At 47.3% G+C, this 24,967-nt stretch carries 26 protein-coding genes and 1 rRNA gene; 11 read left to right on the forward strand and 16 right to left on the reverse strand.

From position 1 onward, the window contains the following. From H615_RS0100005 to H615_RS0100025, 4 genes are all read right to left on the reverse strand, one after another. Nucleotides 1-153: ribosomal RNA gene (locus tag H615_RS0100005) — 16S ribosomal RNA — on the reverse strand; the annotation flags it as partial. Between the two features lie 627 nt (nucleotides 154-780). After that, nucleotides 781-1,581 (reverse strand): SDR family NAD(P)-dependent oxidoreductase, encoded by an 801-nt coding sequence (locus tag H615_RS0100015; protein ID WP_027953242.1) that lies wholly within the window; start codon nucleotides 1,579-1,581, stop codon nucleotides 781-783. A gap of 190 nt (nucleotides 1,582-1,771) precedes the next feature. Further along, nucleotides 1,772-1,927: a hypothetical protein gene (locus tag H615_RS22485; protein WP_169516172.1), complete on the reverse strand. Its 156-nt coding sequence runs from the start codon at nucleotides 1,925-1,927 to the stop codon at nucleotides 1,772-1,774. Between the two features lie 251 nt (nucleotides 1,928-2,178). Further along, nucleotides 2,179-2,958: a 3D domain-containing protein gene (locus H615_RS0100025; RefSeq protein WP_027953243.1), complete on the reverse strand. Its 780-nt coding sequence runs from the start codon at nucleotides 2,956-2,958 to the stop codon at nucleotides 2,179-2,181. A gap of 261 nt (nucleotides 2,959-3,219) precedes the next feature. Here H615_RS0100025 and H615_RS0100030 point away from each other — a divergent pair, with 261 nt between their 5' ends. Then, nucleotides 3,220-4,272 (forward strand): class I SAM-dependent methyltransferase, encoded by a 1,053-nt coding sequence (locus tag H615_RS0100030; RefSeq protein WP_027953244.1) that lies wholly within the window; start codon nucleotides 3,220-3,222, stop codon nucleotides 4,270-4,272. 41 nt (nucleotides 4,273-4,313) lie between these two features. Here H615_RS0100030 and H615_RS0100035 read toward each other — a convergent pair whose 3' ends face one another. Further along, nucleotides 4,314-5,078, reverse strand: a complete 765-nt coding sequence (locus H615_RS0100035; protein ID WP_027953245.1) for a MerR family transcriptional regulator — start codon at nucleotides 5,076-5,078, stop codon at nucleotides 4,314-4,316. A 188-nt stretch (nucleotides 5,079-5,266) separates the two neighbouring features. On the opposite strand from H615_RS0100035, the gene H615_RS0100040 reads away from it, so the two are divergent. Further along, entirely contained in the window at nucleotides 5,267-5,737 is a 471-nt protein-coding gene (locus H615_RS0100040; protein ID WP_027953246.1) for a DinB family protein, read from the forward strand. A gap of 249 nt (nucleotides 5,738-5,986) precedes the next feature. Here H615_RS0100040 and H615_RS0100045 read toward each other — a convergent pair whose 3' ends face one another. Next, on the reverse strand, nucleotides 5,987-6,892 hold the full coding sequence (locus H615_RS0100045; RefSeq protein ID WP_027953247.1) for a formate/nitrite transporter family protein: 906 nt from the start codon (nucleotides 6,890-6,892) through the stop codon (nucleotides 5,987-5,989). 120 nt (nucleotides 6,893-7,012) lie between these two features. Here H615_RS0100045 and H615_RS22220 point away from each other — a divergent pair, with 120 nt between their 5' ends. Next, nucleotides 7,013-7,189 carry a hypothetical protein gene (locus H615_RS22220; protein WP_156896413.1) on the forward strand — a complete coding sequence of 59 codons (177 nt, stop codon included), beginning with the start codon at nucleotides 7,013-7,015 and terminating at the stop codon, nucleotides 7,187-7,189. 30 nt (nucleotides 7,190-7,219) lie between these two features. Here H615_RS22220 and H615_RS0100055 read toward each other — a convergent pair whose 3' ends face one another. From H615_RS0100055 to H615_RS0100065, 3 genes are read right to left on the reverse strand one after another with little or no spacing between them, the layout of a single operon-like run. Beyond that, nucleotides 7,220-7,666, reverse strand: a complete 447-nt coding sequence (locus H615_RS0100055) for a DUF4064 domain-containing protein (RefSeq protein ID WP_027953248.1) — start codon at nucleotides 7,664-7,666, stop codon at nucleotides 7,220-7,222. Between the two features lie 18 nt (nucleotides 7,667-7,684). After that, nucleotides 7,685-8,635, reverse strand: a complete 951-nt coding sequence (locus tag H615_RS0100060; RefSeq protein ID WP_027953249.1) for an ABC transporter permease subunit — start codon at nucleotides 8,633-8,635, stop codon at nucleotides 7,685-7,687. Then, nucleotides 8,628-9,545, reverse strand: a complete 918-nt coding sequence (locus H615_RS0100065) for an ABC transporter ATP-binding protein (RefSeq protein ID WP_027953250.1) — start codon at nucleotides 9,543-9,545, stop codon at nucleotides 8,628-8,630. The genes H615_RS0100060 and H615_RS0100065 overlap by 8 nt, the downstream gene beginning before the upstream one ends. A 178-nt stretch (nucleotides 9,546-9,723) precedes the next feature. Between H615_RS0100065 and H615_RS0100070 the strand changes: the two genes are divergently transcribed. Beyond that, nucleotides 9,724-10,863, forward strand: coding sequence for a conserved virulence factor C family protein (locus H615_RS0100070; RefSeq protein WP_027953251.1), 1,140 nt, complete (start codon nucleotides 9,724-9,726; stop codon nucleotides 10,861-10,863). A gap of 12 nt (nucleotides 10,864-10,875) precedes the next feature. Continuing rightward, nucleotides 10,876-11,304, forward strand: coding sequence for a BrxA/BrxB family bacilliredoxin (locus H615_RS0100075; protein ID WP_027953252.1), 429 nt, complete (start codon nucleotides 10,876-10,878; stop codon nucleotides 11,302-11,304). A 137-nt stretch (nucleotides 11,305-11,441) separates the two neighbouring features. On the opposite strand, the gene H615_RS0100080 is transcribed toward H615_RS0100075, so the two are convergent. Next, entirely contained in the window at nucleotides 11,442-12,620 is a 1,179-nt protein-coding gene (locus H615_RS0100080; RefSeq protein WP_051254545.1) for an MFS transporter, read from the reverse strand. A gap of 256 nt (nucleotides 12,621-12,876) precedes the next feature. On the opposite strand from H615_RS0100080, the gene H615_RS20645 reads away from it, so the two are divergent. Further along, entirely contained in the window at nucleotides 12,877-13,089 is a 213-nt protein-coding gene (locus H615_RS20645) for a hypothetical protein (protein WP_035531002.1), read from the forward strand. A gap of 39 nt (nucleotides 13,090-13,128) precedes the next feature. Here H615_RS20645 and mscL read toward each other — a convergent pair whose 3' ends face one another. Both mscL and H615_RS0100095 read right to left on the reverse strand, forming a co-directional pair. Continuing rightward, complete coding sequence (mscL, locus tag H615_RS0100090) at nucleotides 13,129-13,620, reverse strand: large conductance mechanosensitive channel protein MscL (RefSeq protein WP_027953254.1); 492 nt, start codon at nucleotides 13,618-13,620, stop codon at nucleotides 13,129-13,131. Nucleotides 13,621-13,677: 57 nt separating this feature from the next. Further along, complete coding sequence (locus H615_RS0100095) at nucleotides 13,678-14,802, reverse strand: IscS subfamily cysteine desulfurase (RefSeq protein WP_027953255.1); 1,125 nt, start codon at nucleotides 14,800-14,802, stop codon at nucleotides 13,678-13,680. A 98-nt stretch (nucleotides 14,803-14,900) separates the two neighbouring features. Here H615_RS0100095 and nadB point away from each other — a divergent pair, with 98 nt between their 5' ends. From nadB to H615_RS0100120, 5 genes are all read left to right on the forward strand, one after another. Continuing rightward, nucleotides 14,901-16,457, forward strand: coding sequence for an L-aspartate oxidase (nadB, locus tag H615_RS0100100; RefSeq protein ID WP_027953256.1), 1,557 nt, complete (start codon nucleotides 14,901-14,903; stop codon nucleotides 16,455-16,457). Further along, on the forward strand, nucleotides 16,432-17,283 hold the full coding sequence (nadC, locus tag H615_RS0100105) for a carboxylating nicotinate-nucleotide diphosphorylase (RefSeq protein ID WP_027953257.1): 852 nt from the start codon (nucleotides 16,432-16,434) through the stop codon (nucleotides 17,281-17,283). Before nadB ends, nadC begins: the two co-directional genes overlap by 26 nt. Then, the gene (gene nadA, locus H615_RS0100110) at nucleotides 17,280-18,386 is read left to right on the forward strand and encodes a quinolinate synthase NadA (protein WP_027953258.1); all 1,107 of its coding nucleotides are present in this window, start codon (nucleotides 17,280-17,282) and stop codon (nucleotides 18,384-18,386) included. The genes nadC and nadA overlap by 4 nt, the downstream gene beginning before the upstream one ends. Nucleotides 18,387-18,461: 75 nt before the next feature. Beyond that, nucleotides 18,462-19,058: a TetR family transcriptional regulator gene (locus H615_RS0100115; protein WP_027953259.1), complete on the forward strand. Its 597-nt coding sequence runs from the start codon at nucleotides 18,462-18,464 to the stop codon at nucleotides 19,056-19,058. A 57-nt stretch (nucleotides 19,059-19,115) separates the two neighbouring features. After that, nucleotides 19,116-19,301 carry an H-type small acid-soluble spore protein gene (locus H615_RS0100120; protein WP_027953260.1) on the forward strand — a complete coding sequence of 62 codons (186 nt, stop codon included), beginning with the start codon at nucleotides 19,116-19,118 and terminating at the stop codon, nucleotides 19,299-19,301. 190 nt (nucleotides 19,302-19,491) lie between these two features. On the opposite strand, the gene H615_RS0100125 is transcribed toward H615_RS0100120, so the two are convergent. From H615_RS0100125 to ileS, 4 genes are all read right to left on the reverse strand, one after another. Next, a complete protein-coding gene (locus tag H615_RS0100125; protein WP_027953261.1) occupies nucleotides 19,492-20,106 on the reverse strand; it encodes a PH domain-containing protein in 615 nt (204 codons plus the stop codon). A gap of 136 nt (nucleotides 20,107-20,242) precedes the next feature. After that, nucleotides 20,243-20,953 (reverse strand): nitroreductase family protein, encoded by a 711-nt coding sequence (locus H615_RS0100130; protein WP_027953262.1) that lies wholly within the window; start codon nucleotides 20,951-20,953, stop codon nucleotides 20,243-20,245. A 370-nt stretch (nucleotides 20,954-21,323) separates the two neighbouring features. After that, nucleotides 21,324-21,743 (reverse strand): RrF2 family transcriptional regulator, encoded by a 420-nt coding sequence (locus H615_RS0100135; RefSeq protein WP_027953263.1) that lies wholly within the window; start codon nucleotides 21,741-21,743, stop codon nucleotides 21,324-21,326. 104 nt (nucleotides 21,744-21,847) lie between these two features. Continuing rightward, the gene (ileS, locus tag H615_RS0100140; RefSeq protein ID WP_027953264.1) at nucleotides 21,848-24,937 is read right to left on the reverse strand and encodes an isoleucine--tRNA ligase; all 3,090 of its coding nucleotides are present in this window, start codon (nucleotides 24,935-24,937) and stop codon (nucleotides 21,848-21,850) included. Nucleotides 24,938-24,967: the final 30 nt, after the last annotated feature.

The following is a 24,967-nucleotide window of genomic DNA, read 5'->3' on the forward strand; positions in this document are numbered from 1 at the left end:
CTTACAGGCAGGTTGCCCACGTGTTACTCACCCGTCCGCCGCTCGTTCCACGAGTTTCACCCCGAAGGGATCCACTCGCTTCCCGCGCTCGACTTGCATGTATTAGGCACGCCGCCAGCGTTCGTCCTGAGCCAGGATCAAACTCTCCATAAAAGTAGTTTGACTTGCTCATTTGCACACCGAATGTGCTTTGTTTCAAATTTCTTCAATAAAGAAGAAATGTTTTGACGTACTGGTTGGTTCGTTCAGTTTTCAAAGATCAAATGTTGTCGGCCGTTTGAAAACAGCGACTCAATCATCTTAACATGTGTTGTTTTTCATGTCAACAACTTTTTTCATTAAGTTGAGAAAGTGTTTGGCTGTCGTTTTCGGCGACAAATACTAATTTACCACGCATAGTTATTGAAGTCAACAACTAATTTTGTGTTTTTTACGGAGTCTTTCTTTCCGTTGAGTCGCTCTCAATGCGACGTTTAATAATGTACCATGGATGCTCCATATTACACAAGTGCTATTTTCATATTTTTTAAGATTAGTAGGGAGAGTACCGTAAACAAGGTGTTCTGCCCATAAAAAAACGCGCTGGTATCAGCACGTTTTAATATCTTCCTTTTCTTTTTCTCATAAACTTCTTAATCAATGGATAGACAATGGGTCCATACTTGGCTACTTTTCGAATCAACCGTCCCATCAAAATCACTCCTCTCCATATAAAGTTGGTGGATACTTATCTTTTCCCTGTTTGAGTCTTTGGAAAACAAAAGAGTGGGAAACCGTTCCTCATCTCATGACTGTACCACCTGAAACTTTCAATGATTCTCCAACAATGTTTTCTGAAGCAGAAGAGAGTAAGTAAACGATTGAACGTGCGACTTCTTCCGGGCTGCTTAATCTCCCAGACGGGATGCCCTCTTCAGCGAGTACCCGCTGCTCCTCGTAGCTCCTTCCTTCCCTCTCTCCTTTAGATCGGATGGCTTCCTGCCCCATTGCTGTATCCACGTATCCCGGACAGACCGCATTTACGCGGATTCCATGTTCAATGGCCTCAAACGCAAAAGACTGTGTGAAGCCGGTGATTGCGAACTTCGAGGCGCTGTAGGCTGTATTGCTGTGCGTTCCACGCAGCCCAGAAAGTGAAGACAAATTAACGATCGAACCTTTCCCGTTCGCCTTCATCATTTGAAAAGCTTCCTGAGTGAAAAGAACCGTGGAAAAATAGTTCAACTCCATGACCTTCCGCATCTCCTCTTCTGTGAGGTCTTCCAGCGGTCCGCCACCGATGATTCCGGCAGAGTTGACAACTCCGGTAACCGGCCCGATGGCCTGTGCTGCATCGTGAACAATTTTCTTTCGGTCCTCCGTCTTATTCAGGTCTGCTACACTTACATAAATCTGAGCCGCCCCATTAATGCTTGCGCAATCCTCCCTTAATGAAGAAAGCTTTTCCTCGTTCCGGCCGGTAATGGTCACATGACCTCCTGCACGAACAATTTCCTTCGCTGCTTCATATCCAATTCCACCTGTTGCTCCCGTTACGATGATATGTTCACCCTTCAGAGCTTCTTTAGAAAAAATGGTCATCCTTGTCCGCCTCCTTGTGACTAAACCATTACCGCAACGAGGACAACCTAAACCTTTGCATAAAAAAATCAGCGCCTATTGACTGATTCCGTCAAATAAGCGCTGATCCATGGGACTCTATTCTTCAAATAGTCGGCCATGTTTATTCGTTTCATATTTCTTCTCATAGCTGGCTTCACCACGTCTAAAGTTATTTACGTTTGTTATTCTGCTTACGGAAAGAGAAAAGAACCTTTCCACTCCGTGTGCGTTTTACCCCTTTACCTTTTTCCTGTGCTTGACCTTCAGGGCTGTTTTTGTAGTCCTGATCGAACAACTCACGGGCTTTTGAATAGAGCAGAGTCATCGTGGTGTCCTCCTTTTCTTTTTAGGATATGAAATGATTCCTCTTGATATTATTAGTAAAACGACGTTAATGCAAGCAAAATTTATGTTTTATAGCATTTTTTCTATTACATCCTTTTATATCGGGAATCATCCTTACTCAACGGTTTCCGCTGTGTTTGATTTTTAAACGTATTTTCGTTAAATAGAGAACATTTTTCAAGCATTTGTAAAAAAAAGACGGCCCCGGATCAGGGCCGTCTTTCTTTTATATTATTCATAAACTTTTACTTCTACAGACTTACGTCCGAAATCAAGCGCGTCAGAACGGTCTTCCATATAAACGTCAATACGGTTCCCTTGGATCGCGCCACCTGTATCGCCGGCTACAGCTTTGCCATAACCTTCAACATAAACTTCTGTACCTAGTGGAATGACGTCAGGGTCCACGGCAATAACTTTCTGGTCCGGATTGGCTCTAAGGTCAATACCAGTTGCTGTCGTACCGGAGCAGCCTTCACAAAACGCTGTATAAGCTGTCGCTTCCATTGTCATTGTTTTAACGGCTTCGTCACCACCGGCAGGATTTGCTGATGTCTGTTCAGCTTCTGCCTCTTGATCAGATGAATGGCTTTCAGGTGCGCTCTGCTCTGTAGATGTTTCTACAGCCGAGCCTTGAAGAGAAAGCTCTTCGCCAGGGTAGATTAGATGAGAATCAATGTTGTTCCAGGCTTGAAGCTGTTCTACACTCACGCCGTTGTCTTGACCGATACTGAATAGTGTGTCGCCGGAAACGACTTTGTGGACATCGCTGGATGAGGAAGCCTGTCCATTATTGTTGCCTCCGTTTACGGTCAGCGTCTGATTCGGGAAAATTAAGTTAGAGTTTAATCCGTTGTTATCCTTTATATCTTGCACGGACACATTATGGTTTTGAGCAATGCCCCAAAGTGTGTCTCCTTTATTCACTGTTACTTCTTCTGCACTTACCGCTGTTGCTGTTACTGCCGAAACCGATGCGACCGCCGCCAAAGAAACGATAGTTTTTTTCATCATGATTCAATTTCCTCCTTGGTAAACCGTCTCGCTCAGCTCTCGGCTAAGCGCTGCTTTAAAATCACAAGACCTACTCTAACATGTACAGCGAGGATTCCAATAACAAGAGAGCAACAAATACGTTTCACACATTACAAGCACTTTACCTGTCTGTAATATATAGAAGAAAGAAGGATTCCCATATAATGAAGCGAAATATTGTAAACGTTTACAAAAATAAGTATAGTGAACCTAATAAAGGAAAAGGTGGGATCGTTGATGAAGGAAGCCGTACTCGAAAACCGGTCATCCAAACCTTACCGTGAAGAGGATGTCGGAAATACAGTTGTCCTCCCCCAGTATCGAGTCGACCTCAGGAAGTATTCGGAAAAGGAATACAACAAGTTCGTCCGCGTCAATACTGTGTCCGACTGGTCACTGTTGTCCTGGAAAGACGTCGGAAAACCTTTCGAGGTAAAGAGATACGCCAAGGAACGGAAGGAATGGGAACAATCCAACGAAAAAGCTATGGATCCTCACACCTCATGGACCTATTTCAACAAAGCCTTTCATGAGTGGTTCATGAAAGATGTGCCCAAGGAAAAAGACCGGACCAAACAGGAATTCCTGAGCAGTCTTCGTTCGTTCCAACCGTCTGAAGTAAATCAGGCGCTCGGAAACCTTGTACGACTGCACTTATGGAATTACGTGCACCGAATCCAGGACGGCATTTGGGATCCACGGGGAAAAAGAGCCCTGTTCCAGGGACTGCTCGTCCACCGCCCCCGTATACTTTTTCTCGGAGCTGCGGAAGGGTATGAAGCCATGCAGCTCGCTGCCATGTACCCCGGCGCAGAAATTGTCATGGTTGATTACGATGAATACTGCAAAACGACACGTTTTGCTGAGTTTCCGGAAGGCTATCCTTTTCTCGGACACAACCCCAGAACAGGACAGGATAAAATCGTCTACAAGGATGACTTGAACATTGAATATGTGGTCGACGATATCCGGAACCTTCCTTACGGTAAAGAATTCGACATCGTACTATCGGTTGGTCTGCTGGAGCATTTCCCTGATGAGTATAAACAGGAAGTAGTAGATTGGCACAGGCGTTTTTTGAAGGACAATGGCTATGCTGTTCTTACAACTCCGAGGAACCAGCTCCGGTCCCGCTTGTATTACCATGTGATGGCAGATGTGATGAATCATACTTACAGAGAACTGATGACCGTTGAACAGATGGGGTTATATATGTATGAGAACGGCTTCGACATCCTCAGGCACGGATATATCAAGGTTCATAACGGACTGATCTGCCGTCCGCGGTAAAAAAAGGTGGAGGCGGCCCATATGGGCGGCCTCCACCTTTTTCACGAGGAAACTCGGTCACAATAGATGTCGATGGCTTCATGAAGAAAAGCGGCATACCCTTCTCCCCACTGCTCCAGATTTTTCTTGAATCGCGGGTCCTGCACATACATGCTTCCCAGTCCCCTGAATATTTCCAAGGTGCACGGGTAAAAATGATCGGTTATATGCCTGCGCTTTTCACCAATCAACCGCTGCACCTCTGAATCACCAGGTCCATCCTTCATTCTCGCCGAGAGGCTCCGGTCAATAGCCATGCTTTCTTCCTGGATTTTTTTCCAATCCTCGTCTTTATACTGATCTGTTCTTCTCTTCGACTCTTTGTAGGCATCCGTATGCCCCCACCGCTCCTCTACCTCTTCAGCATACTGTTGCTGGTGCTTTTCGATCTCCTCTTTGTTAAAGGGCTTGAACCTGTCTTCATGTGTCATCACTTTTCCTCCTTGCAGGGACTGAAGGGATTGATCGACAGAAGAAATCAGCTTCTCCAGCCGTTCTTTTTTCTTCATGAGCACCGTTCTATGCTGGGAGAGGGCTTCCTCTTCGTTGAAGTTCGGATTTTCAATGATCTGCTGAATCCTGGCAAGCGGGAAGTCCATCTCTTTGAAAAAAAGAATCTGCTGAAGTTTTTTCACTTCCTCCTCTCCATAAAATCGATAGCCTTTCTCGTTTGTCCATTTTGGCGTGAGCAGGCCGATCTCATCATAATGATGGAGCGTCCGGATACTGGTTCCGGCAAGTTCCGCCATTTCCTTCACTTTGTACATCGATCATCACCTCCTCTTTAACCATAAGCGCTCACGCAGCGTGAGAGTCAATTCTTTTTTATACAAAACAGGGGGCGGAAAAAACTCATATTTCGTCGTTCTATGTAGTTTTTCACCTCAAAAAGGAATTCAGACAGAATCCGCAGAAGTAAAACATGAAATACCATTACAAATGAGGTTGTGTTCTTATGAATATGTATTGCCAAAGTGCGTTTCATCAGTTGGAAGTAGTCATCGCCTCCCTTTCTGAAATTATTGGTCAGCTGACAGAAGAAGATATGCAGTTACGACCGACCAGAGGAAAATACTCCATCGGCGAACTGCTGGCCCATATGGCCACTATTCCGGCGGCCGACGGATACATAACAGAGGGGGCCTCGAAAGAAAAGATGGAGAGGTTCTATGAAACGGTCAACATGAAAACGAAAGAGGAAATTCTTGATCACCTTTTTCATAATTTCGCCCAGTTGAAAGCCCAGTTTGAATATTATACAGAGGAAGAACTTCAGGAAGAGACGACCTCCTGGTGGGACGTACGCTACACCCGGTATGAATGGCTCGTCCAGATCGTTGCTCATATGTACCATCACCGCGGCCAGCTGCAGGCTATGCTGGTGCATTCCTACAACAAAGATCTAGAGGTGCTGCTATTTGAATGAGAATAGCGACTTGTTTCTAAAAGCATGATTACCAACCGCCTGCAAATATCGATGCCTCCACGGGGAAAATTCCGTGTCATCTAGGTAGAGTTGGTCGTGTGAAGGGGCACGTTCTACTTATCGGTGGATGCCTGACGCGGCTCGCAAGGTACTTTCAAGGAGCGGTGCTCCTGACAACAAGAAAAAAGCTTGCGGAGAAACAGGGGTTTCTCCGCAAGCTGAATCCCCGCTCCCTGCGGGGGTTTTCTCTTATTTCTTCTTTGAACCATTGGTTCTGCCGAGTGTAGTCTGGATATCTTCCTTATAGGCGTAGGAAAACAACAGGGAAACGAGAATTCCTCCTCCAATCAAGTTCCCGATACTGGCGGGAAGCAGATTAAGAAGGATATATTCATACCATGTGTATTGATCTGAAACTAAAAAACCCATGCTGAAATAGCCCATATTTGCTGCACTGTGCTGGAAGTTACCAGCAACAAACAGGATAACCGGAAGCATCGTCCCCAGGATTTTTCCTGTAATATCACGGGCTGCCGTTGTCAGGAACGCCGCCATACCAATCAGCCAGTTAGCCAGCACACCGGAAATCAGAATCTGGAACCAACCTTTCCATCCATGATCAAGAAATTTCATTTTGTGATCCAGATACATGGATAGTTCAGTATTGAACGTGCTGGATAAAGAACCGGACATATAAATGAGTACAGCTACCATAAAGGCACCAAGAATATTCCCTACATAAGAGGACAGCCAGAATTTATAGATATTCCTGCTCATCAATCCCTGCTTGTTAAATAAGTATGAGGGCAGAAGAACGTTGACTTCTGTAAACAAAACCGCTCCCGAAATGAACACCATCGAATACCCAGCGGCGAATCCGAGGCCGGATAGCAGATGGTAAAGTCCTTTCGTCTCCACCCCAACAGCAAGAAGGATGGAAAACACCGCCCCGAAGGTCATAAAGGAACCCGCTGTCAAAGCGAGCAGAAACTGGGCCCTGAACGGTTTATTTAAGTGATCCCTTCCTTTTTCCCCGAATTCGTCGACGATCTGGGATGGAATATAAAACTGCCGGCCGGGCCGGTCTATTTTTTTTCCGTTTTTTATCTCTTCATGCTCTTCCTGTTCTTCCACGTAATCCTCTTCCCTGCTCATGACTCATCCCTCCAATGATTACTGCATTCCCCTTTCTGAAAAAACATAATCCCTGCATAACAAATTCTCCCTGTGAAAAAGTAAGAGCAGGGAATCAGGATAAGGGAAGGATGAATCTGAGTGATGACACAGGACAAATTGTGCCTCGCCTGTAATGGCGATGGATTATTAATGGACGATGAGGCATGGCGGTACACGTGCAGGATCTGTGGGGGGAGCGGATTCCAACCCCAGTACGGGCGTGTATATGACCGTCAGGCTGCAGAAGTGGACGAGCAGAACCGCTATATGGATTAAAAAAAGCACAGCCGCGGCTGTGCTTTTTCCTTAATAATCGATTGTGCCTCCATCTTCTACGGTTGATTTCTTCTTACGAACAAGTGCGACGATCCCTGCAATCAGGAAGGCTGCCGCTCCGAAAAGACCCATGCCGAAGGTGGCAAAGGTAAAGATGACAGCGGTAATGATCAGAATGATACCTGCGGCTTTCGGCTTTTTATCCCCTTTAAGGAAGACGATTGCCAGTATTCCCAAGCCAATCGCAATCAGGGAAGCGATGAGGACAAACATTGCAAAAGATCCCATGGCGTCTACGATCTGATTGATGTTCATTTGACCTTCCATCTGCATTTCCGGAGAATTCATAAAGCTCTCTAATTCCTGACGCACTTGCGGGTTATCCTTTGTATTCAGAAGAATCCCGCTTAAAATAATAGGCAGTCCAAACAAGACAATACCGATCACTGTAAGTACAATTTCTGCTGTTCGTTTCATATCCAATTCCTCCTTTAATTATGATCCAGCGACGTCGCGCTTCGTGAAAAATACCCAGGATAATAGCAGGAATACTATATAATATACCGCTAAAACCGTTATAGAAAACCCAAGAGTCAGATCGGGAATGATTGGTGATCCTTCGAAAAACTGGTTCAAGTTCGTATTAGCGAAAAGAATAAATTTCGCCCATTCCTTTTCAATAAGGAAGAAAATGATGGAACTTCCAGCCATCATTAAGAAAATGCTTAAACCGATAGCAAGAGAGGTGTTCCGGAATATAGCAGCAATCATGAATGCAAAGGTCGTCATAATGGTTAATTCTATAAAGCTCAAGCCATATTTCAACAATGAAAAAGTAAATATTCCTGTATTTTGATAGTCACCATTCTGTTGATAGACGTAAGTTTCTGAAAAACCTTCAAGACCGAACAGAGCAGCGCCTGTAATCAACGAGAACACATACAAAAACACCATCATAGCCAGCGCGTATGTAAGGACCGTAACGTATTTGGACAATAGAATTTTCAAACGAGTAATCGGCCGGATCAATAACAGCTTGATGGTTCCCCAGCGAAATTCATTTGCTACAATACCCGCACCTGCAATAATAGCAAACAAGCCGACAAGTGCGGAGAGCCCCAGATTATCTCTAACGAAGTCCCAGCCGTTATATGCTGTCGGTGCAAGGTCGTTATCAATCCGATACTGGTTCTCCTCCATATTCCCATAGTTCGGATATTCTACTTCTGCTGTGGGGTCCGCCATCAATTGTTCGTTCTGCTCCTGCAATTCCTGCTTCCAGTTATCCCCGCTTGGCACGTCACCGTTCGTAAAGGCTGCATCCACTTTAAAAAGGATCCCCGCCCCTATAACCAGCACAGCCAGGATCACCGTCATGATCCAGGTGGATTTCTGGTGGAGCAGCTTCATCCATTCATTTTTGACTAATTGAAAAAAATTACTCAATGGCTCCCTCTCCAATCAAATCTAAGAATTTATCCTCGAGTGTGGAGCGGTGGATATTCACTCCATAAATCCGGATCCCTTTTTGAACGAGCCCGGAAACGACGTCAGGGATCGCTTCTTTTGTCATCTGTACGGTCAATGTCTCTTCCCCGGCTTCTACGTCTTTACCCGTCAACTCCTTCAAGGCTGCGGCACTCTGATCCACCGGTGATGCCGTGAATACGACTTCGACATCCTCACTCTGTTGTGCTTCATGAACCATCTGGATGGAAATGAGCTCGCCATTTTTAATCACACCAATCCGGTCACACATCATTTCCATCTCGGAAAGGATGTGACTGGATACGATGACGGCCACTCCTTCTTCTTCGGCAAGCTTTCTTATGTAGGCACGGATTTCCCTGATACCCGATGGATCCAGTCCATTGGTCGGCTCGTCGAGAATCAATACGGATGGATTATGGAGAAGGGCCTGGGCAATACCGAGGCGCTGTCTCATGCCGAGGGAATACTTCCCCGCCTTTTCCTTGATCCGATTTTCGAGGCCGACAAGTCTGACCACCTCATGAATCCTCTCTTCTGTAATCCCCGGCATCATTCTTGCGTAGTGAACGAGGTTTTTCCATCCACTTAGAAACGGATACATCTCCGGATTTTCAACGATGGCACCCACGTGGCGGACCGCCTGCTTGAATTCTCTGCTGATGCTGTGCCCCTTAATCACAACATCGCCTTCGGTCATCTCAATCAATCCGACCATCATACGGATCGTTGTTGTTTTTCCAGCCCCGTTCGGACCAAGAAAACCGAAAACCTCTCCAGCATGGATATCAAAATCCAATCCTTTGATGATTTCTTTCCTGCCGATGGTTTTCTTAACATTCTTCAGCTGCATGACTGCTTCCGACATTTCTTTCCCCTCCTTTTTCTTATTCTCCAATATACATACGTCTCTTTTCACAAATGGTTTCATTTTTCGTTTTACCACCTTCATCCAAATGCCTGAATGGACAGAAGGAAGATTTTTGGATGCTGCTGCTTATCTTTGGTAAAATGAAAAAATAAGGAACGTTTAGGGGGAATGTTGAATGAGAATTGTTTCGATTGAACCAACACCCAGTCCGAACTCGATGAAGATTAACTTAAGTGAGACACTCCCGGACGGCGAAACACATAACTACAAAAAAGGGGACGACCACGAACAGTCGCCGGATTTCATTCAGCAGCTCTTTGCTGTGGAAGGCGTCAAGGGAGCCTATCATGTGACGGACTTCATAGCCCTCGAGAGAAACGCCCGTGTGTCCTGGGAAGCCATTCTTCCCCAAGTACGTGAAGTCTTCGGCGAGGCAGAAGATGCAGAACAGACGGCAGAACCTGTTCAGCCGGACGAGCATTTCGGCGAAGTACGCGTCTTCATCCAAATGTTCAAAGGACTTCCGATGCAGGTGAAACTCCAAGAAGGGGACGAGGAGACGCGTGTGGGACTTCCTGAGCGTTTTATGGAAGCGGCTATGAAAGCCTCTCCTGCCTCTCCAAACATGATTATGGAACGAAAGTGGGTCGAGCAGAGCCCGCGTTACGGTGATGTCCAGGAAATCGGGGAACAGGTAAAAGAAGAGATTTCCGCAAGCTATGATCAAAACCGACTGGAAACGCTCGTTAAACAAGCGTTTGATGAGGAGATTCCTGTCGAAGATAATCAGGAAAAACAAGCCTCCATTACCTTGGAGACTCTGGATCATGACGATTGGAAGGTCCGGTACGCCGCTCTGGATCAAATGGATCCGACGGCTGAGGATTACCGGATTCTCGATAAAGCCCTTGATGACGGGAAAGCTTCGATCCGCAGGCTTGCGACTGCTTATCTCGGCATGATCGAAGAGCTGGAAACCCTTCCTTATTTGTATAAAGCATTGAATGATAAGACAGTCACTGTCCGGCGTACAGCCGGCGACTGTTTATCCGATCTGGGCTTCAAGGAAGCGATGCCCAAGATGATGGAATCTCTAAGTGATTCCAACAAGCTTGTCCGCTGGCGTGCAGCCATGTTCCTTTACGAACTCGGAGATGAATCTGCTCTGCCTGCCTTAAGAAAAGCGGCGGATGACCCGGAATTCGAAGTACGCCTGCAGGTGAATATGGCTGTAGAAAGAATTGAAGGCGGAGAAGAAGCCAAAGGATCTGTGTGGCATCAGATGACACAGGCCACTCAGCAAAAACAACAATAGGAGGTCCACCCCATGAACCCATATGAGCAGTATATGAAAGAAATCTCCCAGCCGATGCGTGATGAATTAACGAACGCCGGCTTTACTGAATTAACAACACCGGAAGAAGTCGATACATTCATCGGCGAAACGAAGGGAACATCCCTCGTTGTCGTCAATTCCGTCTGCGGCTGTGCTGCCGGACTGGCACGCCCATCTGCAAGAGAATCATTGAACAACGAAAAGGCACCTGAACACCTTGTTACAGTATTTGCCGGACAGGACCGCGAGGCGACTGCGCGTATGCGTGATTACTTCGAAGGGTACGAACCCTCCTCTCCTTCCATGGCTTTATTGAAAGACGGACAGGTCGTCCACTTCATTCCAAGAGAAGACATCGAAGATTACGAGGTCGAGGAAATTACAGCGAACCTGACGAAGGCCTACAACGAATACTGCTGAAACCCTTCAGCCTGCAGAGAAAACCTCATGTTTTCCTGCAGGCTTTTTTCATCCATCCAGGAAGGATGGCTTTTAAGGGCCGGGCCGGATGATCTCTATTGAAAAAAGACGGCCGCGAACACTTTCGACCGTCTGGTTTATGCTGTTTTTTGATTGTCAGGCTGAACAAGCTTCCATACGATGATAAACAACAAAGCCCCTGCTGCCCCTGCCGCCAAATAGCTGACATTCATATATTCTTTCATCAAAAGAGACATCAGCGGAGGACCTGCGGCTACTCCAATAAACCTTGAAGAGCTGTAAAACGAGGTGATGGTCCCCCTTTCCTCCTTCTCAATACCTTCTGTAATCAAAGCATCCAGCGTAGGCAGCATCGCTCCGATAGACGTTCCGAGGATACTTGTTACGACAAGCAGCCATACCAGCCGCTCATGCATATAGCCTGTAAATACGACACTACCAGCGGCCGTCAGCAGAGAAAAAAGGAGCACTTTTTTCATTACGTCAGTATCTCCCTTAATCTTTCTCCCCGTGATGAAAGCAGACATACATAAGGTAAATAAAGGAACGGCGAGCACAAACCCTTTTTTTATTCCTTTAATATCGTGGACCTTCTCCAGCATATCCGACATAAAAAACAAAACGGCAAATAAAACGAGCATGGCATAGGCACCAATAAGAAAAACAGGATACAACCATGCCCCCTCCCGCTTAAAAATTTCTTTCGTTTTTTGAAGAAACTGCTTAAAAGGCCGTGGTTTTTCCTCTCCGCCTTTTGGTACCTGAATAAAGAAAAAAACTAAAACAATCGAGATGAGGCTGAAAAAAGAGATTGAGAAAAATGGTAAAAACCATAAGACGGCTGCAAAGGCTGCTCCCAAAATGGGACTGAGCACTTTCCCGAACGTATTGGATGTTTCAATAATCCCAAGGCATGAGCTTGCCTTTGCATCATCATCCTTGTACAAATCCCCCACGAGCGGAAGGATAATAGGCGTCGCTCCCGCCGCTCCCATTCCCTGAAGGACACGACCGATGGTGATCCATAGAAACGGCTCCTCCAGCTTCCAGGATGCAAAACCAGCAATCAATCCCCCGATAAAAGCCAGCACGAGACTGGGCAGGATGATCATCTTCCTCCCGAAGCGGTCCGATAAATATCCGGCAATAGGGATGAGAATAATAGCAGCAATGGAATAGCTGGTAATGATCGTACTGGACTGGAAAGACGTAATGCCTACCTTCTTTTCAAAAATCGGAAGTACAGGAATCAACATGGAATTGCCAAGCGTCATCACAAGAGGTATGGAAGCCATACTGACGAGACACCAGCCGCTGACTTTGTTATTCAAAGCGGCACCTCCTACATCTTCATAGTTGTAGGATGTCCCAAATCATTGAATCCCTCCCTCCACTCCTCAGGAAATAAATCCCTCCTAAAGTCATCCAACCAATGAACTAAATCTTTTTAAATTATCAGACTTTACCATAATATAACAAGTTATTCAATTTATCTTAACAATGAGGAGGTATCTTGTGGACGTACCTCAATTTTGAAAGGGGAGTTTGGTGATGTTGAAGAAATGGTTACTGGCTTTAGGTATGGTTTCTGTTTTAACACTGGCGGCATGCGGCGGAGAAAGTGAAGAGGAAGGCAACACAGAGGAAGAGCAGACAGAAGAGCAGGAATCCGGTGATACAGGCTCAGAGGATTCCTCTGAAATGGAAGGCGAAGATTCTGAAGAGGGTTCTGAAGAAGAATCTGAGGAAGAATCAGCTGAATAACGCACATAACCAAAGGCGCAGTGTCATCACTGCGCCTTTTTATTTGATTTTCCACGTCGTGCCACGTGTCCGGGAGGAATTTTTCTGCTCTTCCAGCGAGGATGAACAATGCGGACAGATGACCGCCCGGGGTGGAATGGGAAGACAACAGTATGGACATTCTTTTTTTGTCAGGCCGTCCAGCGGGTGTTGGTGCGGTTTCTTCCAACGGTTCATCTGCCTTACAACGAGGAAGACAGCAAATAGAATAATGACGAAACGAATGAAAGCGGTTAGAAAAAGCCCATAATTGATGGTTGCCGCTCCTGCCTCCTTCGCTGCCGCGAGGGAAGGGTAAAACAAGCCGTCCAGACTGATGAACATGTTTTCGAAATTCATACTGGAATACAGAACACCAATGGGAGGAAGAAGCAGGTCGGTGACGAGGGAGTCGATAAAACCACTGAATGCAGCTCCAAGCACCATTCCAACCCCCATATCGACAGCACTCCCCCGGATGGTAAACTGTTTGAATTCATGAAAAATCCCCATCCTATCCCCCCTTTCCCACATTGTATGAAAGAAAAATAGGAAGCATGTCCCTCCCTTTCAATCATCCTCCCGAGGCAGATAGAGATTCAGATGGTGGGCAAGATCAAGGATATCCGTTTTCGAATGGTGGTGGCTGAAGGATATCCTAATAAAAGACTTCGCGTCTTCTTCTTTCACCCCCATGGCGCTTAACGTATACGATGCCTGCTGCGTATGGACACGGCAGGCGCTGCCCGTCGAAAAAAAGTACCCCCTCCGGCTGCCTTCCAGCATCATCCACTGCCCCTGATGGTGATCAAGCATCAAACCTATTATAGGAACAGGCTGATGTTCGGTCTCCCCAGCCAGCTGCCAGCGTCCCGGGGTTAACTCCTCAAGAAAAGACGTTTTTAAATGTTGATGATAAGCAGCACGTGCTGGGAGGTGCTTGACTGCTTTTTCTGCAGCCGTAACGAATCCCGCGGCCCCCGGTACATCCACGGTTCCCGGACGCACACCTTTTTCATGGGTCACGTCCGGGGTAAGAGGCTGAAAGGAAAGATCAGGACGTATGTATACAGCCCCTGTTCCTTTTGGTCCAGACACTTTGTGACTGGAAACCGATAAACTGTCCACGATGGATCCGATGGTGCTTAAGGATATTTTGCCAAAGGACTGTACGCAGTCACAGTGGAGTAGAGATCCATACTTCCTTGCCGTATGGACAGCTTCTTCGACCGGTTGGATGGACCCGATTTCTCCATTGACATGGTGGAGAGCGACGACAGCAGGTCCGTTGTACAGGGCTTTTTCCAGTTTTGTGAGATCGACCTGCCCATTTGGATGCAGCGGGATGATCGTCACTTGGATGCCCTGTCCTTTCATCCGCTCTGCCAGATTATGAATGGAAGAATGTTCACCTCCGGAAATGACAAGATGCTGACTGTTAAGTGCCTTTATTAATGCAGATACAGCCAATTCATTGCTTTCTGTTCCTCCACTCGTAAAAGCAATTCCTTCATACGGGACGTGAAGGAGTTCACCAAGCTTCTTCCGGCAGTGTTCCAATAATGAGGATGCTTTTGTTCCTGCATCGTGGAGACTTTCCGCATTTCCATAGTAATGGGTGGCAGCATGGACATAGGCCTCCAATGCCTCCGGATCCATCGGACTTGTGGCCGCATAATCAAAATATCGATTCATGATCGATCCCCCTGTTCAAAAAACGCTTGCCTTCAGTTTAAATTTGTGTGAACATTAATGTCAATACATGTGTATATACATTATCAGGAGGAAACGACATGGATGCAGATGTTTTGATCATTGGAAGCGGCGCTTCTGCTTTACAGCTCGCCAGACACCTTCGTCCGACAATGAATGTGATATTACTCACAAAGTCTACATTACAACACAGCAATTCTTTCTTGGCGCAGGGAGGAGTTGCAGCAGCACTTGGCGGGGATGACAGCCCCTCTTCCCATTACAAAGACACAGTTAAGGCCGGCCGCCTTACCAATGCATCGCGGCCCCTTCATATTATGACCAGGGAAGCCCCCTCCGTCATCCATGATCTGGCTTCCATCGGCTGCGCATTTGATAAAGATTCACTGGGAGAGTTTCAGCTGGGACGGGAAGGCGCCCATGGACAAAGCCGCATTGTCCACGGAGGCGGAGATCAAACCGGCAGGAGGCTTGTGGAATGCCTGGCAGGTGTGCTGCCGCCTAACGTAACCGTTCTGGAAAATCAGTTCGTCTTTGAATTACTTATCAATGATCAGAATGAATGTTTTGGTGCACGAAGTAAGGATGCATACGGGAAGATTCATACCTTCCTTTCCCCCCATACCGTGCTCGCTGCAGGAGGATGCGGCCAGGTCTATGCCTGTACTTCCAATGCAGCATCAGCTGAAGGGGACGGCATCGCTCTCGCTTTTGAGGCTGGAGCTGAGTTGATTGATATGGAGTATATCCAGTTTCATCCCACCCTTCTATACATAAACGGGCAGGGCGCCGGGTTAATCTCCGAAGCTGTACGAGGGGAGGGAGCTGTTCTTGTCGATGAGACCGGCAGAAGAATCATGAAAGGGGTCCACCCGATGGAAGATCTTGCCCCGCGCCACGTGACGGCTCAAACCATCTTCCACTACCGTCAAAAAGGCCGGCCGGTCTTTTTGGACATTCGGCACGTGCCCCGTTTTCATGAACGGTTTCCTTCCATCACCGCCCTCTGCCTGAAGCATAAGGTCGACCTTAAGCAGGGCCTGATTCCTGTGGCACCAGGGTGTCATTTTATTATGGGAGGGGTCAAAACAGATGACAAGGGCAGGACGAACGTTCCCGGATTATATGCGGTTGGAGAAAACGCCTGCACAAGAGTCCATGGAGCCAGCCGTCTGGCGAGCAATTCCCTGTTGGAAGGCCTCGTTTTCGGCAGAAGATCCGCACGGTTTTTGAACTCCCTGTCATCCTCTCTCCCCTCGCAGCAACGAAAAAAATGCCCGCCTCCTTCCGTTCGCCTTCACCTCCCTGAACGGCAGGTTATTCAGAAGCGGACGATGGAAGCAGCAGGAATTGTAAGAAACCATAAGGACCTCCACGCCCATAAAAAATGGCTGGACTCTTTTCCAATGAGTCACGGTTTTGACAAAGGGATGCTGACGAAGGAGCAGGTAACCGTTTTATTTCTGCTCCAGACAGCCCGGTTGATTACGACCGCTGCTTTGGAACGAAAAGAAAGCCGAGGCAGTCATTTTCGTTCCGATTATCCAGAAGAACAGGCAGAGTGGAAGGATCGGACCATCCTGCTTCAATCCCACAAAAAGGAGACGAATGATGAACCGTATCAAACGCTTGGATAAACTGAAGGAATTCTTAATCGAGGATATTGGAGATTACGATGTCAGTACGGATCTGCTGTTTCCTGATGAACAGCACGGCGTTCTGCGCATCACTGCTAAAGAAAAGGGAATATTCTGCGGCGGATGGGTGGTGACAGACAGCTATCATCTTCTCAACGAAAAGGTTAGAACAGAGGTGCTTATCCAGGACGGAGAGGAATTCCAACCGGGCACCTGTCTGGCTGAGGTTTACGGGCCAATGACAGATCTTCTCAAAGGGGAAAGGGTCGTCCTCAACTGCATCCAGCGGCTGAGCGGCATCGCCACCCTGACCAGGAAAGCTGTCCAGGCACTAGGGAACCCAAAGATCCGTCTTTGTGACACGAGGAAAACGACGCCGGGGCTGCGGATGTTTGAAAAGGAAGCCGTCCGCGCCGGTGGCGGATACAATCACCGCTTCGGACTATATGATGCTGTCCTGTTAAAAGACAACCACATCGCTTTTTACGGATCTCTTACAAACGCCGTCCAGCATATCAAAGCAAAAACCAGCCATATGGTGAACATCGAAGTGGAAACCGAGACAGACGAACAGGTACTGGAAGCGGTGAACGCAGGGGTGGACGCCCTTATGTTTGATAACCGTCTTCCTGAAGACATTGAACGGATGCTTCCTTTTATTCCAGAAACCATCACGACAGAAGTTTCTGGCGGAATCACTCTGGACAACCTTTCCACCTACCGTCATTTGAACGTGGACTACATTTCCCTCGGCTTTTTAACACACAGCGTCCGATCGCTTGATTTCAGTGCCCGGGCCGTTTTAATGAAGGAGGAGATTTTATGAACCTTTTTGACACTTTGAATTCGACACGCCCCTCCCTGCCTGAACGGTACAAGAGGATGGCTGACGAAGAGCTTGAAGAGAGGATTATACGAGTGAAACAAGAATGGGGCCGTCGATTATTCATTCCCGGACACCACTATCAAAAAGATGAAGTCATCCAATTTGCCGATGCCCGCGGAGATTCGTTAAAGCTTGCCCAACTATCCGCCACTCAGCACGATGCGGATGCCATCGTTTTTTGTGGTGTTCACTTTATGGCGGAAACGGCGGACCTTTTAACAAGAGAGGATCAGCACGTCTTCCTCCCCGATATGCGGGCAGGGTGTTCCATGGCCGACATGGCTGATATCCGCCAGACGGAACGGGCATGGGAGCAGTTGACGGCTTTGTTTGGAGACACGATTCTCCCTCTCACCTATGTTAATTCCACAGCTGCGATTAAATCGTTCGTTGGGGAACATGGCGGGGCGACAGTCACGTCATCCAATGCAGCGGATATGGTGACGTGGGCGTTCACCCAAAAGCCGCGCCTGTTATTCCTTCCTGATCAACACCTGGGCAGGAATACAGCCTGCGATCTCGGAATTCCTTTAGAAAAAATGGCCGTATGGGATCCGGTTCAGGAAGAGCTGGTGGGCAGCGGCGTTATGGACGAGGTCCAGGTTATCTTGTGGAAAGGACATTGCTCTGTTCATGAAAATTTCACCACCGTGAATGTGGATCACATCCGCGCGGAATACCCGGATATGAAGATCATCGTTCACCCGGAGTGCTCAAGAGAGGTTGTCGAAGCGTCCGACATTTCTGGATCCACTAATGCGATTATCCAGTCTATCGAGCAGTCTCCTCCGGGCAGCGCATGGGCCATCGGGACGGAAATGAACCTCGTCAATCGAATCATCCAGAAGCACCCGGACAAGCATATCCTTTCACTTAACCCGAAGATGTGTCCATGCTTGACGATGAATAGGATTGACCTCCCCCATTTGACATGGGCTCTCGAATCGCTGGCTGAAGGACACCCTCCAAACCGGATCAAAGTGGAAGAACAGGTGGCCGGACCGGCACGTCTTGCCCTGAACCGGATGTTGGATCACGCTTAGATTCCGTTGCATTTCCTGAAAAAGAGCGTACACTCAAAAAGAGAGTACTTACTGTTTTGAAGGAGCTGATTCCCTATGCACATGACCGAAGAAGAACAGGAGCGGATGCTGAAGGCGGCCCACAGCCTCTTTTCCACTAAAGGATTCAGTGGAACGAGCGTAAAGGAAATCGCCGGACAGGCGGAAGTTTCTGAAGTGTCCGCTGCCCGTACCTACCCATCACTGATGGATTTGTTTATTGATTCCTTTTCTGAAGGCTTTATTCAGCAGCTGGAGACCACCTCTGTAGAGGTCCATCCATCGACGAATCAAAAGCCGGCGGAAATGATCTATACGTACTTATGGAACCGGATGAAGGAGTTCACGTCGATGGATAAATCCGTGTTCAAAGAAATGATGAACAGCATCTTCCCCGCAATGGAGAACGACGCAGAAAATCGCAGAAAGATGATCGGCATCGACTTTATGCTGGTGGACGAAATGATTGTTCTTTTGAATGAGATGAAGGAAAAAGAGCTGCTGCCCGGGGATTTCAACGCCAATCAGGCTGCCGAAATCATTTACAGTTCCCTGGCGTTCGAATTTCTATTGTACGTGTATGAAGAGGAAGTTTCTCTGGAGATGTTTTTGAATGGAGTCAAAAAAAAGCTCGATTTCATTATCAAGCGGTGATGCATATAAACCGTCGTGGAGGCAGAAAGTAAACGTAAACGACAGGAGGTCTCCATGATGAACAAAGAGCGAGCCAAAGAAATCTTCCATTCCCCTGATATGATCCAGGTCCATCATAAGGACCGGGAGATTTATATTGAAGAAGTGATTGAACGCAATGAAATGGCGAGGATTCACCCGACCGATCAGCCGAACATCGTTCAGAAAGTTCCTTTGTACGAACTCAAGGAACGGGAGCAGTAACTTTAAGAAGGACTGAACAATAATAGACAACCCGTACCGGGATTCAAGCGTTTGAACCTCGGTACGGGTTGTACTTTTTTCCTTTATCAGCATGCTGCGTATCCCACAGTTAAAAAGATACTCCTGCTCGGACAATGTGAACGCAGAAGACCATACTCTGAACTACTGGAGACATACAAAAATCAGCAGCTTAATTCTGGATGTATTTTTCGAAGATGTCCTTAAAGTCCTTGCGTGTATGCTCGGTGTGCTTTTGAGCGAGCCATTCATAGGTGAACGTTACGGATTCCTTAAACTCGGAGGAGACTTGATTGTCATGGAACCGGTTTTCGCGCAGAAGATCACGGGCAGCCTCCAGACTTTCTCTCGCATATTCAGCATGAAGCTGATGGTCTTCCTGAATCTGAGAAATCGCTGTAAGGGATTTATAAAGATCGGCAATGGCCTCGCCTTCATCTTTAGCTATATCAATGCTCATGGACTGACTGCCGATGGAAAATTGGATTTCCAGATCAAGGTCGATGGTTCCTGCGGTTTCTATGGTTACGTTCCGGATCGGATTTTTGTAATAGTCATAGCGCAGAATATTGCGCTTGCTGCTGGAGGCCTTTTCTCCATCCAGGTGGATGAGGGCGCGGTTCGTAAAGCAGTACTCGTCACTTTTTGACTTAATCAGGAAATGGATTTTTTCTCCGTCTTCGGTTAAGACAAAATCATCCGACTGGGTCTTATCAAAATCTTCTTTGGAAATGATTCTCCCGATATCACTCAAGCCCAAGGCATCACTTGCAAGCTTTTTAAACATAGGAAAGCCTCCTTTATTCTTCTTCTTCTACATCATTCGACAGACGAACGCCAATCCCTTCCGTGCTTGAAAAAATCTAACTTGTCATAATCACCACAAAGAAAAGCCGCCCCGTAACCGGAGCGGCACTTGTTCATTATTCGTAACGGTTCCACTGAACAATTTCATCCAATGGAAGACGGGTTTTTTGGAAACCGGCTTTTGTACCTTTTCCAAGAGAAATCAGCATAACTGCTTCATAGTTTTCAGGAACGTTGAAAGCTTCCAGGAATTGCGCTTCATCATAACCACCCATCGGCACGGTGTCATAGCCTTTCGCTTTTGCTGCAAGCATCAGCTGGTTGGCCACGATTCCGCCATCGATGTGAGCGATTTTCGCAAGACGCTCTGTCGGGAAGTTTCCGTAGTTATCGAAAATGCTGTTGACGTACATGTTTTTCACGTCTTCAGGCATGTTGCCTTTCTCAGCAATCTGGCTGTAAATCTGGTCTGCATTTTTATAGGCCTCACGGTCACCAAGAACAGCCACGACGACGGATGCATCGACGATCTGCTGCTGATTGTTGGCGATAGGTAGAAGCTTCTCTTTTTCCGCCTGATCTTCGATGACAAGGAATCTCCACGATTGAAGGTTACTGGAAGATGGAGCCAGAACCGCTGTTTCCAGAATCTCACGGATTTCACTTTCTTCCATTTTGAATTCAGGATCATACTGGCGGACAGAGCGGCGTTCTTTGGCTACAGTTAGAAAATCCGTGTCCTCCAGCTGTTTCGGTGCTTCTTTCGTTGTATCGATTTCTTTTACTTTATTTAGGTATTCTTCTTTACTCATTGTATTTTGAGACATGATGATGCTCCTTTAAACTGTATTTATCACAAGAACAGTATATGATTTAACTGTTCCTTTGTCAACTACAGTTTATGATAACCCATAAAAAAAGCACACCATAATGTTTCGCTACCAGCCGGCTATGATCACAAGACCCATTTCACGATTCGATTGGCGAGGTCAACTCCAGCATTCAGTGGTGACGCCTGCTGGAAAAGCACGGGCCGAAGATTCACCAATAAGCGGAACGTGACCTCACTATGAGCTGAATTTGAGGGTGCTCTTTGTTTAACATAAGATCGTCCACTTTCCATACAACAAAACACCTCAAAATTCACAGAAAAAAAGACTGCCGAGAATTTTCTCGGCAGTCGATCTTCAAACAACATTACGATGACTTTTGAATCAGGTCGGCAATGGTTTTCTCTTCTAGTCCGGCTACAACCCAGCTTTCCATATCATTACGGAGCTCGATCAAGGATTCCCTTGTAGAAGGCGCAAAGCATTCTTTACCTCCGACATTAAAGAAACCCTTCGGAAAAGTTTCCGCTCTCATTGCTTCATAGACTTCTGACAGCTTTATATCTTCGGGGTCTTTCACTAAGGAATAGCCCCCTTCTCTACCTTCTTTGGCGTGAATCAATCCCGCCTTCACTAAGTGACGGAGGATCTTTCTTAAGAACACAGATTTGGATTCCAGCTTTTCGGCAAGCTTTCCACTCGGGCAGAGTCCTTCATTTTCAGCAAGGACGACAAGGGCCTGAACAGCCATCCCAAACCATCGTGTGCTTGATACCTTTTCTGCCATGATTTCACCTCTTCATCTGTTTCTTATTTTGGGACATCCTGCAAAAAAAGTCAAAACACCGGAACGGTAAAAAAAGCCCCGGCCGGAGCCGGGACTTTCCATCCTTACTGTGTAAGAGCCAGTTTCAGTGTATGATCACCAACGGTATACTCTTTCATTTCCTCTTTTTCGCCGACCGTGAGTTCCTTAACAAGGACATTCTCACGAATCAGCCGTTCGTTCTGCTTAATGGCTTCCTGTACTTCATCATCACCGGCCAGAGCGATATCGACACGAAGTTCGATCGGCAGATCCTGCTGCTTCCGCTCATCCTGAATCACACGGATCACTTCACGGGCAAGACCCTCAAGGCGGAGCTCTTCTGTGATGGATGTATCAAGAACAACGTGGAAGTCCTGGTTGGCCCCCATGGACAGGCCGGCATCGGCTACACGTTCCACGTTCAACAGATCCATCGGTACTTCTACCTCACCATCAGCGGTTGGAACGACCGCTTTGTTATTTTGGACAACAGCTGCGGCTTCTTCTTCCGACAGCTTTTCCAGATAGCCTTTGACAAGACCGACATTCTTCCCGAGAACCGGGCCGGCTGCGCGGAAGTTCAGCTTCACTTCATAACGGACAAGATCCTCGGAAGACTGTTTAACAACGACTTCTTTGACGTTGATCTCATCACGGATGATACTGCTGTATTCCTCAAGCGCTTTGCCCTGGTCCGGGTTGACCGGAATGACAACAAGCTCCGAAAGCGGCTGCTTCGTCTTGATCGCTTCTGTATTACGCACACCACGGGCAAGCTCGACCACCTGCAGGACAGCGTCCATATCTTTTTCCAGCTGTTTGTTGACGACAGCATCGTCTACTTTCGGGAAGTGGGCCAGGTGCACACTTTCTCCCGTCAAGTTCTGGTAGATATCCTCAGCCAAGAACGGCGTGAACGGAGCCATCAGCTGGCTCAGCTGGGTCAGCACTTCATGAAGCGTATGGTAGGCCGCTTTTTTGGACTCGGTCATGCCTTCTTCCCAGAAACGGTCACGGGAACGACGGATGTACCAGTTACTCACTTCATCGATATACTTCTCAAGAGCCTTCGCTCCTTTTGTGAAATCGTAATCCTCAAGAGCTTCCTCCACAACAGCTGTCACACTGTTCAAGCGGGAAAGGACCCAGCGGTCAAGAAGCGTCTTCTCTCCGGTTTCGTCCTTATTGAATGTGTAGCCGTCAATGTTGGCATAAAGCGTATAGAAGCCGTGCGTGTTCACAAGGGTGTCAATCACTTTGGATTTAGCCTCAATCACGACACGCTCAGAGAAACGTTTGTTGTTCCAAGGTGCACTATCTGCAAGAAGCGCCCAGCGGAATGGATCGGCACCGAATTTATTGACGATGTCCGTCGGATTAAGGGCATTTCCTTTACTTTTCGACATCTTACGGCCTTCTTCATCAAGAATGTGGCCGGTGGAAAGCACGCGCTTGTACGGTACTTTACCTGTGAACAGCGTAGAAACCGCCAGCAGGCTGTAGAACCAGCCACGTGTCTGATCGATTCCTTCACAGATCACATCAGCTGGGAACTGCTTCTCAAACTGATCCTGGTTTTCGAACGGATAATGCTGCTGGGCAAACGGCATGGAGCCGGAATCGAACCAGACGTCGATAACTTCCGGTACACGGTCCATCGTGCCTCCACATTTTTCACAGCAAACCTGAACACGGTCGACGTAAGGCTTATGCAGCTCAACGTCTCCGATGTCTCCAATCGCTTTTTCCTGAAGGTCCGCTTTACTGTGCGGAGCGTATTGGTGGTCACAGGAATTACACATCCAGATTGGAAGCGGTGTTCCCCAGAAACGGTTCCGACCGATGTTCCAGTCGACCATATTCTCAAGGAAGTTTCCGAAGCGTCCGTCTTTGATGTGATCCGGATGCCAGTCAACCTGCTGGTTGTTGGCAAGGAATTGATCCTTCAATTCCGTCGTTTTGATGAACCAGCTTTCGATTGCGTAATAAAGAAGCGGTGAATCACAGCGCCAGCAGTGCGGATAGCTGTGCTCATACTTTTCTTTATGGAAAAGAAGTCCTTCATTAGCCAGGTACTTCACGATATCTACATCACAGTCTTTCACGAAACGGCCTTCGAATGGAGGGATATCTGCTGTGTAGCGTCCCTGTCCGTCTACAACGTTAAAGAAGGAAAGGTTATGTTCTTTGACGAGGTTGTAGTCATCTTCCCCGTAGGCAGGTGCGATGTGAACAACACCTGTACCGCTTTCGGCGTTGACGAAATCTGCTTCGACAACGAAATGACCACGCTCAGGCTTCACAAACGGGAATGGTGCTTCATAGGATACACCGCTGAACTCGCTTCCTTTATGCTTGGATACGACCGTATAATCTTCTCCAAGATTTTTCTCAGCAAGAGCTTCAGCAACGATGTAAACTTCGCCGTCTTTTTCTGCTTTGATGTAATCGAGATCCGCATGGACAGCCAGGGTAACGTTGGCCGGCAGTGTCCAAGGCGTCGTCGTCCAGCCAAGGAAGAATTCATTCTCTGTTCCTTTGACTTTGAACTTCGCTGTCGCGGACAAGTCTTTCACATCTTCATAGCCCTGAGCCACTTCGTGGGAGCTCAATGTTGTCTGACAGCTCGGGCAGTACGGAGTAACCCGGTGACCCTTGGATAGCAGATTGCGCTTATGAAGGTCACTGAGGATGTACCAGACGCTTTCAATATAACGATCCTGAAGCGTTACGTACGGATCATCCATATCGAGCCAGTACCCGATGGATTCCGTGAATTCACGCCACTCTTTTTCATAGTTGAAGACACTTTCCTTACACTTCTCGATGAACTTCTCTACACCATATTCCTCGATCTGCTGCTTTCCGGAAATACCGAGCTGCTTTTCAACTTCCAGTTCAACCGGAAGACCATGGGTATCCCAGCCGCCCTTACGCAGCACCTGATAGCCCTGCATCGTTTTGTAACGGCCCACAAAGTCCTTGATGACCCGGCCGAGTACGTGACCCGCGTGCGGAAGTCCGTTCGCTGTCGGAGGTCCTTCATAAAAAACGAAAGTTTCTGCGCCTTCGCGCTCATTCATGGAGCGTCGGAAGACATCTTCTTGTTTCCAGTAATCTTTGACACGATTCTCGCGGTCTAAGGCCGCTTCCTTCGTATTGACACTGCGCATTTCTTCCACCTCTTACCCTTTTATTTTGTA

Origin of the sequence: Halobacillus kuroshimensis DSM 18393 (genome assembly GCF_000425705.1) — a bacterium.
Classification (GTDB): Bacteria; Bacillota; Bacilli; order Bacillales; family Halobacillaceae; genus Halobacillus; species Halobacillus kuroshimensis.

Bases quoted from the DNA above. Each gene is read 5' to 3' on its own strand.
- H615_RS0100025 (WP_027953243.1), bottom strand. From the start codon at position 2,958: ATGAAAAAAACTATCGTTTCTTTGGCGGCGGTCGCATCGGTTTCGGCA.
- H615_RS0100045 (WP_027953247.1), bottom strand. From the start codon at position 6,892: ATGAGCAGGGAAGAGGATTACGTGGAAGAACAGGAAGAGCATGAAGAG.
- H615_RS0100040 (WP_027953246.1), top strand. From the start codon at position 5,267: ATGAATATGTATTGCCAAAGTGCGTTTCATCAGTTGGAAGTAGTCATC.
- nadB (WP_027953256.1), top strand. From the start codon at position 14,901: ATGGATGCAGATGTTTTGATCATTGGAAGCGGCGCTTCTGCTTTACAG.
- nadA (WP_027953258.1), top strand. From the start codon at position 17,280: ATGAACCTTTTTGACACTTTGAATTCGACACGCCCCTCCCTGCCTGAA.
- ileS (WP_027953264.1), bottom strand. From the start codon at position 24,937: ATGCGCAGTGTCAATACGAAGGAAGCGGCCTTAGACCGCGAGAATCGT.
- H615_RS0100065 (WP_027953250.1), bottom strand. From the start codon at position 9,545: ATGTCGGAAGCAGTCATGCAGCTGAAGAATGTTAAGAAAACCATCGGC.
- mscL (WP_027953254.1), bottom strand. From the start codon at position 13,620: ATGGGGATTTTTCATGAATTCAAACAGTTTACCATCCGGGGGAGTGCT.
- H615_RS0100130 (WP_027953262.1), bottom strand. From the start codon at position 20,953: ATGTCTCAAAATACAATGAGTAAAGAAGAATACCTAAATAAAGTAAAA.
- H615_RS22485 (WP_169516172.1), bottom strand. From the start codon at position 1,927: ATGACTCTGCTCTATTCAAAAGCCCGTGAGTTGTTCGATCAGGACTAC.
- H615_RS0100135 (WP_027953263.1), bottom strand. From the start codon at position 21,743: ATGGCAGAAAAGGTATCAAGCACACGATGGTTTGGGATGGCTGTTCAG.
- H615_RS0100125 (WP_027953261.1), bottom strand. From the start codon at position 20,106: ATGTTTAAAAAGCTTGCAAGTGATGCCTTGGGCTTGAGTGATATCGGG.
- H615_RS0100035 (WP_027953245.1), bottom strand. From the start codon at position 5,078: ATGTACAAAGTGAAGGAAATGGCGGAACTTGCCGGAACCAGTATCCGG.
- H615_RS0100120 (WP_027953260.1), top strand. From the start codon at position 19,116: ATGAACAAAGAGCGAGCCAAAGAAATCTTCCATTCCCCTGATATGATC.
- H615_RS20645 (WP_035531002.1), top strand. From the start codon at position 12,877: ATGTTGAAGAAATGGTTACTGGCTTTAGGTATGGTTTCTGTTTTAACA.
- H615_RS0100015 (WP_027953242.1), bottom strand. From the start codon at position 1,581: ATGACCATTTTTTCTAAAGAAGCTCTGAAGGGTGAACATATCATCGTA.
- H615_RS0100055 (WP_027953248.1), bottom strand. From the start codon at position 7,666: ATGAAACGAACAGCAGAAATTGTACTTACAGTGATCGGTATTGTCTTG.
- H615_RS0100075 (WP_027953252.1), top strand. From the start codon at position 10,876: ATGAACCCATATGAGCAGTATATGAAAGAAATCTCCCAGCCGATGCGT.
- nadC (WP_027953257.1), top strand. From the start codon at position 16,432: ATGAACCGTATCAAACGCTTGGATAAACTGAAGGAATTCTTAATCGAG.
- H615_RS0100030 (WP_027953244.1), top strand. From the start codon at position 3,220: ATGAAGGAAGCCGTACTCGAAAACCGGTCATCCAAACCTTACCGTGAA.
- H615_RS0100095 (WP_027953255.1), bottom strand. From the start codon at position 14,802: ATGAATCGATATTTTGATTATGCGGCCACAAGTCCGATGGATCCGGAG.
- H615_RS0100070 (WP_027953251.1), top strand. From the start codon at position 9,724: ATGAGAATTGTTTCGATTGAACCAACACCCAGTCCGAACTCGATGAAG.
- H615_RS0100115 (WP_027953259.1), top strand. From the start codon at position 18,462: ATGCACATGACCGAAGAAGAACAGGAGCGGATGCTGAAGGCGGCCCAC.
- H615_RS0100080 (WP_051254545.1), bottom strand. From the start codon at position 12,620: ATGGCTTCCATACCTCTTGTGATGACGCTTGGCAATTCCATGTTGATT.